The sequence below is a fragment of the Pseudomonas sp. Larv2_ips genome (genome assembly GCF_963879675.1).
In the GTDB taxonomy this organism is placed as follows: domain Bacteria; phylum Pseudomonadota; class Gammaproteobacteria; order Pseudomonadales; family Pseudomonadaceae; genus Aquipseudomonas.
This window is the reverse complement of the sequence record NZ_CAWOAW010000014.1, coordinates 461,223-475,931: the sequence shown is the minus strand read 5'-3', so window position 1 is coordinate 475,931 and position 14,709 is coordinate 461,223. Positions and strand designations below refer to the sequence as shown.

Sequence of the window (14,709 nt, the reverse complement as noted above, 5' to 3'; positions counted from 1 at the left end):
GATATCCATGTCTCGTCCCAAGCCCGACCCGTTGTCGGCCGATGCCTTTCGCGGGTTTTATGCAGACATTCTGTATTTCCTGCGCAAACGCACGGACAACGCCAGCGACGCGGCGGACATGACCCAGGATGTCTTCACCCAATGGCTGGACTACCGCGACCGCGCCAAGGTCGAGCAGCCACGGGCGTTTCTGTTCCAGATGGCGCGCAATCTGCTGCGCGATCACTGGCGTAAACAGAAGGTACGGCAGACCGTCCACTCAGACCCGGCCGCAAGGGACGCCGAGCCGGTCACCGATGAGCAAAACGACCCCATGGCCGCCGCGCAACGCTTGCAACGCCTGGAACAGTTGAAAGAAGTCCTCGCCGAGCTCTCGCCCCGCAGGCGAGAAGCCCTTATGCTGCACCGCTTCGAAGGCCTGAGCCAGGCGCAGATCGCCGAGCGCATGGGCATTTCGACCAGCATGGTGGAAAAGCACATCGCCTTGGCCCTGCTGCATTGCAAGCGACGCCTTCAACACGAACCCGGCACGGAGCAGCCAGAATGAACCGCCTGAGCGACCTTGACGCGCTGGACATCGAAGCGAGCGACTCCATCGATGCCCAAGCCGCCAGCTGGTTTGCCCGCAACCGCAGTGACATGGGGCGCGCCGACCGCAGGGCCTTTGCGGCCTGGCAGGCCGAACCCGCCCATGCGCGCGCCTATGCCGAGTTCGAACAACTGTGGGCCGACCTCGCCCAGTTGCAGCAATTGAACAAACCGGTGCCGCTGCCCAAGCGCAAGCCGTCGGCCTGGCGCCCTGCCCTGGCGGCGGCCGCCGCGCTGGTGTGCGCCGTGCTGACCACACCTATCGGCGCACCGCGCGAGCTTTATCACAGTCAGGTTGCCGCTCATGCCAAAGGCATGCGCACCCTGAACCTGCCCGATGGCAGCACCCTCTACGTGAATGCCAACACACGCCTGCGCGTGGATTTCAGCGCCCACCAACGCATCCTTCACCTGGACAAGGGCCAGCTCTACATCGAAGTCGCCGCCGACAAGGAACGGCCGCTGTACGTGCAAGCCGGCGAGGCGAATGTGCGGGTAGTCGGCACCGGTTTTGATGTGCGCCGCAGCCAGCAGCAGCTGGTGGTGAGCGTCGCCCATGGCCAGGTGGCGTTCGAGCCCGACCGCAAAAGCCCGGTGAGCGTGCTCGGCGCTCAACAACGCGCCATCTACAGTTACGCCAAGGGCACAGTGCAACAACAAACCCTGAGCGCTGAAGAAGTGGCGGACTGGCGCAGCGGGCACCTGTCGTTTCGCAATCGCGACCTGGCCAGCCTGATCGACGAGCTGAGCCTCTATCGGCCGCAGGCACCGCTGCAGGTCAGCAAATCAGTGGCGCAACTGAAGGTCTCGGGCAATCTGGATGTGAATGACCCGGACGCCCTGCTCAACGCACTGCCTGCCCTGCTGCCGGTGAAAACCGTGGCCTCGGCCGATGGTGTGGTGAGAATCGAACCCATCAAGTAAGACCGGCACCGCCACACTTGAGAATATTTTGCATTCGCATGTGTGGTTTTTTTGGCCTGCCCCGTCTTCCTCCCGACTGTGTTTGATACGCACACCTTTTTGGCTATTTAGCCACCCCGGGGGATTTCATGTTTCGCGCGCCTTGCCACGCTTCGCACCTGTTTCTTCGACCGACGCTGATTGCCACCTGCCTGGCGTTCAGCCTCAATGCCCAGGCCGAGTCCCTCAAGCTGCAACTGCCCGCCCAGTCGCTGGCCACGTCCCTGAGCCAAGTGGCGCAGCAGGCGAAAATCCAGCTGCTGTTCGATGAAACACTGCTCAAGAACGTGCAGGCGCCCGCGCTCAATGGCGACTTCACCCCCGAAGTGGCGATTCGCAGCCTGCTCAAAAACGGCGAGTTCACCCTGATCAAGGTTGGCACCACCTACGTGGTGCGCCCCGACGAGGGCAAGACCACCCACAGCAGCGCGATCCAGCTGGACGCCCTCAGCGTGATCGGCACCGGTAACGAAGTCGACTCAAGCACCGTCAACCGTTCCACCCTCAGCCAGGCCGACATCGACCGCTACCAGTCCAATAACATTCCCAGCCTGTTGCAGACCTTGCCCGGCGTGAGCCAGGGCGGTTCGCTCAAACCCGGTGGCCAGACCATCAACATTCGCGGTTTCGGCGATGCCGAAGATGTACCGATGACCGTCGATGGCGCCACCAAAAGCGGCTTTGAGCGCTACCAGCAAGGCACGGTGTTTATCGAGCCCGAGCTGATCAAAAGCATCGAGGTGGAAAAAGGCCCCAACTCACCGTTCACCGGCAACGGCGGTTTCGGCGGCACGGTCAACATGACCACCAAAGATGCCCCGGACCTGCTCCAGGACGGTCGCAACAGCGGCGCGATGCTCAAGTACGGTTACTCCAGCAACGACCACGAACAGGTCTACAGCGGTGCCGTGTATGGCCGCACCGACGACGGCCGTTTCGACGCGCTGGCCTACCTGACCCAGCGCGACGGCGGCGACATGAAAGTGGCCGCCAAGCTGCCCAACGACAACAACCAATACCCGGTCAACCCGCAGCGCCTGCCCAACAGCGCCCAGGATGTGGACGGCAAGTTGTTCAAGGTCAACGCCCACTTGACCGAAGAGCACAGCGTCGGCCTCTCCTACTCGCGTTCCCACAGCAATCGCTGGACACCGTTTTCTGCTGCCAGCTACCCGACGCCGCCGACCCAGGCCAACATCGATCGCTACGGCTATGAAGGGGCGTTGAAGCGTTTTTTAGCCCAACGTGACACCGTCGACACCACGTGGTCGGGCAAGTACGAATACCAGCCCGTGGACAACCCGCTGGTGGACCTGACCGTCAAATATTCCCAGTCCAACACCGACCAGACCGACGAGCGCGACGCCACGGCGTTTTTCCAGCTGGCCACCGGCGGGCGCAAGATGGACACGTCCTACACCGACAAAAACCTCGACATCCGCAACGTCAGTCTGTTTGACACCGGGCCCTTGCAGCATGCCGTCACGGTGGGTGGGCAGATCCGCAAGCACATCCGCGAAACCGAGATGTGGATGCCGGGCACTGCCTACAACACGGCGCGCTACAACTACGGGCATTTCCAGCCGGGTTTCATGCCCCACGGCAAGGTCGATACCCACAGCTTCTTTGTCCAGGATGCAGTGACCGTGGGCGACGTGACCATCACCCCGTCCCTGCGCTACGACCACGTGCGCAACCGCGGCGAAGGCAACGATGCGCCGTACTACAACAACCCGGACCCCTCGTTCGGCCACGACTACAGTGACCGCACCTACACCGGTTGGTCGCCACGCCTGGCGTTGTTCTGGAACGTCACGCCGAACCTGGGGCTGTTCGCCAACTGGAGCAAAACCTGGCGCGCGCCGGTCATCGACGAGCAGTATGAAGTGCAAGGCCTGGGCAGCCGCACCGCCACCAGCGTCGACCTCGACCCGGAGCGCATCACGTCGATCACCGTGGGCAGCGTCGTCAGCTTCGATAACCTGATTGCCCATGACGACAACCTGCAAGTGCGCACCACGTTGTTCCACAACAAAGTCGAAGACGAAATCTTCAAGGCCACCGGCGTCGGCTGCCAGAACCAGGCCGTCAACGGTGGCACGATTTCCAGCGCCTGCCCGCCTGGGGCGATGTCCAATTACCGCAACATCGGCGGCCTGACCATCAAGGGCTTTGAACTCGAATCGTTCTATAACTCCACCTACCTGTTCGGCTCGGTGTCGTTCGCCTACGCCAAAGGTGAACACGAAGGCGCCTACACCAACCCGTGGGGGCCGGATGTGGCGGCACGTGACATTCCACCGACCAAATGGGTGTTGGTGCTGGGCACCAATATTCCGGCCTGGGATGCCCAGGTAGGCTGGATAGGCCAGTTCATCGGCGCCACCGACCGCTTGCCCAGCGACACATATTCCGGCGGACCGGGCAGCAGCGTGGGCGACCTGTTCTACGACCAGTACGGTAACAAGGCCTACAACACCCAGGGTCTGTTCGCCAAATGGAAACCGCAACAGGCTTACCTGAAAGGCACCGAGGTGAATTTCACCGTGGACAACTTGCTCAACAACAACTTCCGCCCGGCCCTGAGCGGCGACCGTGCCTACACCAAAGGTCGCGATGCGAAGATCAGCATCACGCGGTTCTTCTAAGGTTAGGTGCTGCGGGTGTGTGGGTTTGTCTGCACGACCGAGGCGCTCCCTTCGCAGCCTCGCTAAAGCTCGACAGCTCCCACATGGATCTCCATTTGCTCGCGATCTTCTGTGGGAGCCGTCGAGCCCTGGCGAGGCGGCGAAGGCGGCGGCACTGCCAACCCGAGCGATTGAAACTGTACGGATAAATCCGCACCCAGCTGTAGGCCAGCAATCGGCGAGGGTTGTGGCTAGATGGGCTTCCCTTGAAGCCCTCTAGATTCGGGTCGCCCTCATGAGCTCGCGCGAAAACACCGGCATGGCCCTCGGCCTGCTGGGCGTCATCATCTTCAGCCTCACCTTGCCGTTCACCCGCATCGTCGTGCAGGAGGTCCATCCGTTGCTCAACGGCCTGGGCCGTGCCTTGTTTGCGGCAGTTCCGGCGGCGGCGCTGTTGCTGTGGCGCCGCGAGCGCTGGCCCACCTGGCGCCAGGTGCGCGGGCTGTGCCTGGTGATAGCCGGCGTGATCCTCGGTTTTCCGGTGCTGTCGGCCTGGGCCATGCAAACCTTGCCAGCCTCCCATGGCGCACTGGTCAACGGCCTGCAGCCGCTGTGCGTGGCGCTGTATGCGGCGTGGCTGTCCCATGAGCGGCCGTCAAAAGCCTTCTGGGCCTGTGCGGCGCTGGGCAGTGCATTGGTGTTGAGTTACGCGCTGATCACCGGTGCCGGCAGTGTCCAGGCAGGCGATTTGCTGATGCTCGGCGCGATTGCCGTGGGCGGCCTGGGGTATGCCGAAGGTGGCCGCCTGGCCAAGGAAATGGGTGGCTGGCAGGTGATCTGCTGGGCGCTGGTGCTGTCGACGCCGGTGTTGATCGGCCCGGTGTGGTACTTGGCGGCGCAGCATCAAGGGGTAATTTCGACGCGTGCCTGGTGGGCGTTTGGTTACGTGTCGCTGTTCTCGCAGTTCCTGGGGTTCTTCGCCTGGTACGCCGGGTTGGCCATGGGCGGCATCGCGCGGGTCAGCCAGATCCAGTTGCTGCAGATCTTCTTCACCATCGCGTTTTCGGCGTTGTTTTTTGGTGAGCATATCGAGCCGATCACCTGGCTGTTTGCCTGTGGGGTGATCGTGACGGTGATGCTGGGACGCAAGACCGCGGTGCAGCCTGCGCCTGCGCCCAAGCCGAACGCTATCTAATGTGAAAGCACGCGTGTGTGGGGGCCGGGCTTGCCCGCGATGGCATCACCGCGGTTTAGCTGAAAGACCGAGTCGCCTGCATCGCAGGCAAGCCAGCTCCCACACAAGCCCGGCTTCCACAGGGCCTGTGTTCAGTTCAAGAAGCCATCCGCGCGCAGCAGGGTTTCCAGGCAGTGCTCGCTGATCTGGTAGAACGCCTTCAGCGCCTGGATTTTCTCCAGCAACTGCGCGTTGTCCACCGGCTCGCTGCGCTTGATCGCCAGAATCATCTTGTTCTTGTTGGTGTGTTCCAACGAGATGAACTCGAACACCTTGGTCTCATACCCACAGGCCTCGAGGTACAGCGCACGCAGGCTGTCGGTGACCATTTCCGCCTGTTGGCCCAGGTGCAGGCCGTATTGCAGCATCGGCTTGAGCAGCACCGGGCTCTGGATCTGCAGGCGAATCTGTTTGTGGCAGCACGGCGAGCACATGATGATCGACGCGCCCGAACGGATACCGGTGTGGATCGCGTAATCGGTGGCAATGTCACAGGCATGCAGCGCAATCATTACGTCCAGGTCACTGGGCGCCACGCTGCGTACGTCACCGCACTTGAACACCAGCCCAGGGTGTTCCAGGCGTGCGGCCGCGCTGTTGCACAACGTCACCATGTCTTCGCGCAGTTCCACGCCAGTCACTTCGCCCTCGGCCTTGAGGGTGTTGCGCAGGTAATCGTGGATGGCGAAGGTCAGGTAACCCTTGCCCGAACCGAAATCGGCGACGCGCACCGGCTGATCCAGTTTCAGCGGCGACGAGGTCAGCGCATGGCTGAACACTTCGATGAACTTGTTGATCTGCTTCCACTTGCGCGACATCGACGGGATCAGCGCCTGCTTGGCGTCGGTCACGCCCAGGTCGGCGAGGAATGGCCGGCTCAGGTCAAGGAAGCGATTTTTCTCGCGGTTGTGCTCGGCGGACGGCGCCTCACGCAGTTGCTGGGGCTTGCTTTTGAACAGCGAGCTTTTGTTCTTCTTGCTGTATTCCAGCTGGGCTTCGTCGGTCAGCGACAGCAAATGCGCATTCTTGAACGAGGTGGGCAGCAGCGCAGCAATCGCGGCCACGCCCTCGGCCAGCGGCAAGTTCTTGGTGATATCGCGGGTCTTGTAGCGGTAAACGAAGGACAGGCAGGCCTGCTCCTTGACCTCTACCGGCTTGATGATCAGCCGTTGCAAATCGGCTTCCTCACCCACGTACTTGGCCAGCACCAGCTTGATAAACGCGTTCTGCGCCAGGCTTGCGCTCAGCAGTTCGATGAACTGGGCGTGATGATCCGGCGCAGGGCGGGCAGGTTGAGCGGTGACGGACATGAACAAAAACGCCTCGGGCTGGGAATGCCGGGCATTTTAGGGGGGATGAAGGTTTAGGGCACGGGCTTATTTGATCAACGGTCGATTCGTCCAGCCTGCACAGATCCAAAGGTGGAAGGGGGCTTGCCCCCGATGGCGGTGTATCAGCTCCAAATGAGTTGCTTGACACACGGCCATCGGGGGGCAAGCCCCCTCCCACATTTTGGTTCAGTGGTGTTTGGGTTATTCGAGTACGACCAACCTGTTGGGCAGTTCATTACGGGTTTGCGTCACCGGCACATGCACCTTGAGCAACTCGCCGCAGGCCTCGATGCACGCAATAAACCCGGCCAGCGTCTGCCCTTGCTTCACCTGCTGGGTGAACGCCTTGACGATGATGTCCCAACTGCCGTCATCCAGGCGCTTGGAAATGCCCTCGTCCACCAGGATTTCCACATAGCGCTCCGCCTCGCTGACAAAAATCAGCACACCAGTGCCGCCCAGCGTGTGGTGCAGGTTCTGCTCCAGGAACTGGCGGCGCGCCAGGTTGGACGCGCGCCAATGCCGTACCGAGCGCGGGATCAGACGCGTGGTGACTTTCGGCAGGCGAAACACCAGGCACAACACGATAAACGTTGCCCACTGTGCCAGCAGCAAGGTGTACATGGTCAGGTAGCCCGACAAGTAATGCACCACGCCGGGCACCACCAAGGCGATCAGACTGGCCCAGAGCAACGGGATGTAAGCGTAATCATCGGCACGCGCCGCCAGCACGGTGACCAGTTCGGCATCGGTGGTTTTTTCGACCCGAGCGATCGCCTCAGCGACCTGGCGTTGCTCGTGTTCACTCAGTAGTGCCATGGTTGTAGATGCCCCTTTCTAGTTATTGTCATTACCAGCCACCTGAGGCCCCGCCACCGCCAAAACCACCGCCGCCGCCTCTGAAGCCACCACCGCCGCCCCCGCCACCGCCGCCGCGCCCACTGCTGCTGAGAATCGCCAGCAGAATAGCGCCAACCGGCAGGCCCAGGCGATTGCACAGCCACAGCACGCCAATCAGCAAGATGAACAAGCCGATGGAAAACCCCGGGTTGTTCTTGGCGAAATTCGCATCGGCCACATGCGCCGGCACGGCCAGCGGCTCGCCACCCACCACCTGCACCATCGCCGCCACACCGTCGCTGATGCCCTGGCTGTAATTGCCCGCCTTGAACTTGGGCGCGATCACCTGGTTGATGATCACCCACGACTGCGCATCGGTCAGCACACCTTCGAGGCCATAGCCGACTTCGATGCGCAACTTGTGCTCATCACGGGCGACGATCAACAGCGCGCCGTTGTCCTTGCCCTTCTGCCCGATGCCCCACTGGCGACCCAATTGGTAACCGTAGTCTTCAATGGGCACGCCTTGCAGGTCGGGCACGGTGACCACCACGATCTGGTCGCCCGAGGTTTGCTCCAGCGCCTGCAACTGCTGGGTGATCTGCGCGCGGGTTGCCGGGTCGATCATCTGGGCGCTGTCCACCACCCGTCCGGTCAAGGCCGGGAACGTCAATGCCGCCTGGGCGGCACCCACGCAGGCCAGCAACCACAGCGCCAAGCCTATCCGTAATAAACGCATCGACACCTCAGAGAAGCCTTATTTGAACTTCACTTGTGGCGCTTTATCGGCATCGGCGCTGGTGGCTTCAAACGTGGCGCGGATCGGCAAGTCGCTGTACATCACGCTGTGCCACAGGCGGCCAGGGAAGGTACGGATTTCGGTGTTGTAAGCCTGCACGGCCTGGATAAAGTCACGGCGAGCCACAGCAATGCGGTTTTCTGTGCCTTCAAGTTGCGATTGCAGGGCCAGGAAGTTCTGGTTGGCTTTCAGGTCCGGGTAGCGCTCGGACACCACCATCAAACGGCTGAGGGCGCCGCTCAAACCATCCTGGGCTTGCTGGAACTGCTTGAGTTTTTCCGGATTGTCGAGGGTGCTGGCATCCACCTGAATCGAGGTGGCCTTGGCCCGCGCTTCGATCACGGCGGTGAGGGTATCTTGCTCATGCGCTGCGTAACCCTTGACCACTTCCACCAGGTTGGGGATCAGGTCGGCGCGGCGCTGGTACTGGTTCTGCACCTGGCCCCAGGCCGCCTTGGCCTGTTCATCCAGAGTCGGAATGGTGTTGATGCCGCAACCGCTCAGCACTGTGCTGATCAATAGCAGAGCGGCGGCTTTCAAGCCCCAGCGGTAACCTTGTGCTGCTTGCATGGTGTTTCTCCTGCCCAAACTTGATGGAAGTTGACGACTAACCCTTTAAACCACGCGCTTGGGGCATAATCCGCCGCCACCACTGGATTGCATTGAGCCAATCAGCTAAAAAGATGCCCAGCGCGAATAAGAGTTCACAAGTGTCGTGCATTTACTGCAATAACACTCGAACAACAACATATGTTCCCCACATTTTGGCAGAGCGGCGCATTTTCGCTGTGCAGTAGCCGAAAAAGGATATTCATGAAGAAGCTGTGTTTGCTCGGCCTTGTTGCCACTCTGGCCACTCACCCCGTCTGGGCAGAAACAAAGCCTGCTGCGCTTAAAGACAAGGACGCCTTTGTCAGCGACCTGCTCAAGCAGATGACCCTGGATGAAAAGATCGGCCAATTGCGCCTGATCAGCATCGGTCCCGAAATGCCCCGCGAGCTGATCCGCAAGGAAATCGCCGCCGGCCGTATCGGCGGCACCTTCAACTCGATCACCCGCCCGGAAAACCGTCCGATGCAGGACGCGGCCATGCGCAGCCGGTTGAAGATCCCGATGTTCTTCGCCTATGACGTGATCCACGGCCACCGCACAATCTTCCCGATCAGTTTGGCCCTGGCCTCCAGCTGGGACATGGACGCCATCGGCCGCTCCGGGCGCATCGCCGCCCAGGAAGCCGCTGCCGACAGCCTCGACATCACCTTTGCGCCGATGGTCGACATCTCCCGCGACCCACGCTGGGGCCGTACATCCGAAGGCTTCGGCGAAGACACCTACCTGGTCTCGCGCATTGCCGAGGTCATGGTCAAGGCCTTCCAGGGCGCCAGCCCCGCCAATGCCGACAGCATCATGGCCAGCGTCAAGCACTTCGCCCTGTATGGCGCGGTAGAAGGCGGTCGCGACTACAACGTGGTCGACATGAGCCCGGTCAAGATGTACCAGGACTACCTGCCGCCGTACCACGCGGCAATCAAGGCCGGTTCCGGCAGCGTGATGGTGGCGTTGAACTCGATCAACGGCGTGCCTGCCACCGCCAACACCTGGCTGATGAACGACTTGCTGCGCAAGGACTGGGGCTTCAAAGGCCTGGCCGTCAGTGACCACGGCGCGATCTTCGAGCTGATCAAGCACGGCGTGGCCAAGGACGGGCGTGAAGCCGCCAAGCTGGCGATCAAGGCCGGCATCGACATGAGCATGAACGACTCGCTGTATGGCAAGGAACTGCCGGGGTTGCTCAAGTCCGGCGAAATCGAACAGAGCGACATCGACAACGCCGTGCGCGAAGTGCTCGGCGCCAAGTACGACATGGGCCTGTTCAACGACCCGTACCTGCGCATCGGCAAGGCCGAGGATGACCCGGCCGACACCTATGCCGAGAGCCGCCTGCACCGCGCCGACGCCCGTGATATCGCGCGCCGCAGCCTGGTGCTGCTGAAAAACCAGAACGACACCCTGCCGCTGAAAAAGTCCGCGACCATCGCGCTGGTCGGCCCGCTGGCCAAGGCCCCTATCGACATGATGGGCAGCTGGGCTGCCGCCGGTAAGCCTGAACAATCGGTAACCCTGCTCGACGGCATCAATGCCGTGATCGGCGAAAAAGGCAAAGTGATCTACGCACGTGGCGCCAACATCACCAACGACAAGGCTGTGGTCGACTACCTCAACTTCCTCAACTTCGATGCGCCGGAAGTGGTGGATGACACCCGCCCAGCCCAAGTACTGATCGACGAAGCGGTGAAAGCGGCGAAGGACGCTGACGTGGTGGTCGCGGCCGTAGGCGAGTCGCGTGGCATGTCCCACGAATCCTCGAGCCGCACCGATTTGAACATCCCGCAAAGCCAGCGCGACTTGATCAAGGCCCTCAAAGCCACCGGCAAACCGTTGGTGCTGGTGCTGATGAACGGCCGCCCACTGTCGATTCTTGACGAGAACCAACAAGCCGACGCGATCCTCGAAACCTGGTTCGCCGGCACCGAAGGCGGCAACGCGATTGCCGACGTGCTGTTCGGTGACTACAACCCGTCGGGCAAGCTGCCGATCACCTTCCCACGTTCGGTGGGGCAGATTCCGACCTACTACAACCACCTGAGCATTGGCCGGCCCTTCACGCCGGGCAAGCCGGGCAACTACACCTCGCAATACTTCGATGACGTCACCGGGCCGCTGTTCCCGTTTGGCTATGGCCTGAGCTACACCACGTTCAGCCTGTCCGACATGGCGCTGTCGTCCACGACGCTGAACAAGACCGGCAAGCTCGACGCCAGCGTCACGCTGAAAAACACCGGCAAGGTCGACGGCGAAACCGTGGTGCAGCTGTATATCCAGGACGTGGCCGGCTCGATGATCCGCCCGGTGAAAGAGCTGAAGAACTTCCAGAAGGTCATGCTCAAGGCCGGTGAAGAGCGCACGCTGCACTTCACCATCACCGAAGAAGACTTGAAGTTCTACAACACCCAGCTCAAGTTCGCCGCGGAACCCGGCCAGTTCAATGTGCAGATCGGGCTGGATTCCCAGGATGTGCAGCAGCAGACGTTCGAGTTGCTGTAATACCTGCAGCCCCCTCTTCGTTGGAGAGGGGGCTTGCGCCCTTCCCCGTCTCAGTCAGTAAAAAGTCAGCGTTCCCTCCCCGCTTCAAGCCAAGTCCTACATCAGGCGCCCGGCCTACTCACGCACGCTATTGACCCGAAATAACTGTGCAGGTGTGTGGACCATGTCGCCCCCGAAAACCGTTCGAGCACCCGCAACACAGGCGCCCGCTCAATCATCATTCAAGCCAGCGGCGATCGCCCTCTGTGTGCTCGGATGCCTGTCGAGCCTGGCGGCCCAGGCAGCCAGCTACGTCGAACAAGGCCGGTTGCACGATGCAGCCAGTTGGCACAGTCAAGAGTTCAACAAAGACTGGGGGCTGGGTGCAATCGGTGCCGACCACGCCTACGCCAGGGGGTTGAGCGGCACAGGGGTGCGGGTGGGCGTTTACGATTCTGGAACCGATGTGCGCCACCCTGAATTTGCCGGCAAGCCCCATTCCGGCGTGCGCCTGGCCGACCCTGGCTGCATGAGTGAGACAGTGCTGGCTGATGGCTGCTTTTTCAGCGAGGGTGACCGTTCAGCGGTGAATGTCATCGACTCGCTGCCTCCCAAAGCCTTGCTCGGCCTGGAGGAGGCCATTGCCAATGGCGACATCACCCGCGAAGAACTTGATAACTATCTGAAAAATGTAAGCACTCACTACAACGCTCACGGCACGCACGTGGCCGGCAAGATAGTCGCCAACCGTGATGGCTCTGGCGTGCAGGGTGTGGCCTACGGCGCGCACATGAGTGCCGTGCGCAAATTCAGCAACAGCTACCTGGGCGGGCCTGGTTTAAGCCCTTTCAGCGTCACCAACGTAACGCCTGCAGCCGTGAGCAGGGCCTACGCGCAACTGCACGAACAGCAGGTACGCGTGGTCAACCACAGCTGGGGCACACCTACGCCCCTGGCGGGTGAGGCAGAACTCGACGCCTTCCTGGCCGAGATAAATCAATATCAAGAGCTCAAGGCCACAGCCGAGGGTGCGATCAAATACGGCATGCTGCAGGTATGGGCAGCGGGCAATACCGACACGGCCAACGCCTCGCCCGAAACAGCACCGTTTACCGGCGTCCATTCGAGCCTGCCCCGCGCAATCAAGGCGCTGGAGCCTTATTGGCTGACCGTGGTCAACCTCGATCAAAGCCTGACATTAAGCAATCGCTCCTACCGTTGCGGTTTCAGCAAAGACTGGTGCCTGGCCGCACCCGGAACGGATATCACCTCAGCCTGGGTGTCGGGTTCGATCACCACCGAAAACCACCATGACGCCGACGGCGAAGTCGATGGTTTCAAGGTGACCGGCGACAATCCCGCGTTCAACTACCTGACCGCCTCCGGCACCTCCATCGCCGCCCCGCACGTGACCGGCGGGCTGGCCCTGCTGATGGAACGCTTCCCCTACCTCGACAACCCGCAAATCCGCGACGTGTTGCTGACCACCGCCACCGACCTGGGTGAGCCTGGGGTAGACGACGTCTATGGCTGGGGCCTCATGAACCTGAAAAAAGCCATCGATGGCCCTGGCCAACTGCGGGTCGACACCGTGGTGAACATGGACCGCCCCGCCGGCGGAGCCAGGGTCTGGCAAGGCGGCGCCTGGGACGACTGGCGCAACGACATCAGCGGCCCGGGGCACCTGGAAAAAACCGGCATCGGCTGGCTGCGCCTGAGCGGCAACAACAGCTTTGCCGGCGTCACGCTCAAAGAGGGTGTGCTGGAGTTGGACGCCACCAATACCCTCAAAGGTGACGTTAACCTCGAAGGCGGTCTGCTGCGCCTGAATGGTTCACTGGCCGTCGAGGGCGACTACCGACAAGCAGCCGGCTCCACCCTGATGACCGGGCTGACCAGCCAGACAGCCCCGGCCACATTGCAGGTCCAAAAGCAGGCGTCCATCAACGGCGGCTCGTTGTACCTGAGTGCGCAACCCAACCACTATTACCTGGGCCAGCGTTACAGCATCCTTCAAGCCCAAGGTGCGTTGAATGGCGAATTTACCTCGGTAGACCGCCGCGAGTTCTCGCCTTTCCTCAGCGTTTCCCAGGTCAAGCAAGGCAATAACTTGCTGGTGGAGTTTGGCCGCGGTCAGTCACTGGCGTCAGCGGCGCAGACTGCTAACCAACGCGCCGTCGCCCATGCTGCGGATGCTGAAACCCAACCCTCGCCGCTGCTGCAACGCCTGACCGCGCTGTTTCCCGAGCAAGCACCTGCAGCCCTGGATCAGTTGAGCGGCGAACTGCATGCCAGCACCCAAGCGGTGCTGATTGAAAACAGCCGTGTCGTGCGCCAGGCCGCACTCGATCGTCAGCGCCTGGCGCAAGACAGCCGCGACGCCGCACTCGACGCCAACAACCAAGGCATCTGGGTGCAACTGCCGCGTCAATCCGGCCAACTCGCAGGCAACAGCAACACCACGCGCACTCACCACAACAGCACGGGCCTGCTGTTGGGGTTCGATCACACGCTGGAGCAAGGCACTCGCGTGGGCATGGTCGCCGGCAGCGGCCGCTCGGATGTGAAGGCCGGTTCGCGAGGCAAAGCCAGCGTCGACACCTACCAATTGGCCCTGCACGCCGGCCACACGTGGGACGCGTTCGGCGTGTATGGCGGCATCGCCTATGCGCAACATGAGATCGAAACAAAACGCCGCGTCAGCTTCCCCGGCGTAGACAAGCGCCTGACCGCCACATACGCCAGCCGCACCGTGCAGACGTTTGCCGAGGCCAACTACAGGTTCAGCCATGACTTCTGGAACTGGCAGCCGTATCTGCAACTGGCCAATGTGCAACAGCGCAGCGAAGGCTTCAAAGAGCGCGGCAGCATGGCTGCACTGAAGGGCAAACGCTCGAAGGAAAACGTCAACCTGACCACCGGCGGTGTGCGGGTCAACCTCGACCTGGGCAAGGCGCAGATCGGCCCGTCATGGCTGAGCCTGCGTGGCGGCCTGGCCTATACCCATGCTAGCGGCGACCTGCAACCCACCACTCAGGCAGCCTGGGACGGCGGCCGCGTGATGAGCGTCAGCGGCGCGCCGTTGGATCGCCTCAGCACCCGCCTGGAACTGGGCGCCACCGCGCGCCTGAGCCGCGACAGCACCTTGGACTTCGGCTTCAGCCAACAGCGCGGTGAGCGCACACGCGACCAAAGCCTTACAGCGCAGTACACATTGCAGTTTTAGTCAGCAACGGCGGGGGC

General features: G+C 61.8%; 10 protein-coding genes. 6 read left to right on the top strand and 4 right to left on the bottom strand.

Annotated features, from left to right (window positions below):
* Positions 1–7 precede the first annotated feature (7 nt).
* The 4 genes from AACV02_RS08540 to AACV02_RS08525 all read left to right on the top strand — a co-directional run bounded on the left by AACV02_RS08540 (position 8) and on the right by AACV02_RS08525 (position 5,373).
* Positions 8–547, top strand: coding sequence for an RNA polymerase sigma factor (locus tag AACV02_RS08540; protein ID WP_106577053.1), 540 nt, complete (start codon positions 8–10; stop codon positions 545–547).
* Positions 544–1,512 carry a FecR family protein gene (locus tag AACV02_RS08535; protein WP_106577054.1) on the top strand — a complete coding sequence of 323 codons (969 nt, stop codon included), beginning with the start codon at positions 544–546 and terminating at the stop codon, positions 1,510–1,512. Before AACV02_RS08540 ends, AACV02_RS08535 begins: the two co-directional genes overlap by 4 nt.
* 128 nt (positions 1,513–1,640) lie before the next feature.
* The gene (locus tag AACV02_RS08530) at positions 1,641–4,199 is read left to right on the top strand and encodes a TonB-dependent receptor (RefSeq protein ID WP_119738905.1); all 2,559 of its coding nucleotides are present in this window, start codon (positions 1,641–1,643) and stop codon (positions 4,197–4,199) included.
* 274 nt (positions 4,200–4,473) lie between these two features.
* Positions 4,474–5,373 (top strand): DMT family transporter, encoded by a 900-nt coding sequence (locus AACV02_RS08525; protein ID WP_119738903.1) that lies wholly within the window; start codon positions 4,474–4,476, stop codon positions 5,371–5,373.
* Positions 5,374–5,504: 131 nt separating this feature from the next.
* Here the strand turns inward: AACV02_RS08525 and AACV02_RS08520 are convergent, their stop codons facing one another.
* From AACV02_RS08520 to AACV02_RS08505, 4 genes are all read right to left on the bottom strand, one after another.
* On the bottom strand, positions 5,505–6,722 hold the full coding sequence (locus AACV02_RS08520; RefSeq protein ID WP_119738901.1) for a class I SAM-dependent methyltransferase: 1,218 nt from the start codon (positions 6,720–6,722) through the stop codon (positions 5,505–5,507).
* Between the two features lie 222 nt (positions 6,723–6,944).
* Positions 6,945–7,562 (bottom strand): TPM domain-containing protein, encoded by a 618-nt coding sequence (locus tag AACV02_RS08515; protein ID WP_119738898.1) that lies wholly within the window; start codon positions 7,560–7,562, stop codon positions 6,945–6,947.
* 31 nt (positions 7,563–7,593) lie between these two features.
* On the bottom strand, positions 7,594–8,322 hold the full coding sequence (locus AACV02_RS08510; protein WP_106577059.1) for a TPM domain-containing protein: 729 nt from the start codon (positions 8,320–8,322) through the stop codon (positions 7,594–7,596).
* Positions 8,323–8,340: 18 nt separating this feature from the next.
* A complete protein-coding gene (locus AACV02_RS08505) occupies positions 8,341–8,952 on the bottom strand; it encodes a LemA family protein (RefSeq protein ID WP_106577060.1) in 612 nt (203 codons plus the stop codon).
* Between the two features lie 243 nt (positions 8,953–9,195).
* Between AACV02_RS08505 and bglX the strand changes: the two genes are divergently transcribed.
* Together bglX and AACV02_RS08495 are read left to right on the top strand one after the other, a co-directional pair.
* Positions 9,196–11,487 carry a beta-glucosidase BglX gene (gene bglX / locus AACV02_RS08500; protein ID WP_106577061.1) on the top strand — a complete coding sequence of 764 codons (2,292 nt, stop codon included), beginning with the start codon at positions 9,196–9,198 and terminating at the stop codon, positions 11,485–11,487.
* Between the two features lie 163 nt (positions 11,488–11,650).
* Positions 11,651–14,692, top strand: coding sequence for a S8 family serine peptidase (locus tag AACV02_RS08495; RefSeq protein ID WP_119738896.1), 3,042 nt, complete (start codon positions 11,651–11,653; stop codon positions 14,690–14,692).
* Positions 14,693–14,709 lie beyond the last annotated feature (17 nt).

Coding starts and splice junctions, on each gene's coding strand:
- AACV02_RS08540 (WP_106577053.1), top strand. CDS start 8: ATGTCTCGTCCCAAGCCCGACCCGTTGTCGGCCGATGCCTTTCGCGGG.
- AACV02_RS08535 (WP_106577054.1), top strand. CDS start 544: ATGAACCGCCTGAGCGACCTTGACGCGCTGGACATCGAAGCGAGCGAC.
- AACV02_RS08530 (WP_119738905.1), top strand. CDS start 1,641: ATGTTTCGCGCGCCTTGCCACGCTTCGCACCTGTTTCTTCGACCGACG.
- AACV02_RS08525 (WP_119738903.1), top strand. CDS start 4,474: ATGAGCTCGCGCGAAAACACCGGCATGGCCCTCGGCCTGCTGGGCGTC.
- AACV02_RS08520 (WP_119738901.1), bottom strand. CDS start 6,722: ATGTCCGTCACCGCTCAACCTGCCCGCCCTGCGCCGGATCATCACGCC.
- AACV02_RS08515 (WP_119738898.1), bottom strand. CDS start 7,562: ATGGCACTACTGAGTGAACACGAGCAACGCCAGGTCGCTGAGGCGATC.
- AACV02_RS08510 (WP_106577059.1), bottom strand. CDS start 8,322: ATGCGTTTATTACGGATAGGCTTGGCGCTGTGGTTGCTGGCCTGCGTG.
- AACV02_RS08505 (WP_106577060.1), bottom strand. CDS start 8,952: ATGCAAGCAGCACAAGGTTACCGCTGGGGCTTGAAAGCCGCCGCTCTG.
- bglX (WP_106577061.1), top strand. CDS start 9,196: ATGAAGAAGCTGTGTTTGCTCGGCCTTGTTGCCACTCTGGCCACTCAC.
- AACV02_RS08495 (WP_119738896.1), top strand. CDS start 11,651: ATGTCGCCCCCGAAAACCGTTCGAGCACCCGCAACACAGGCGCCCGCT.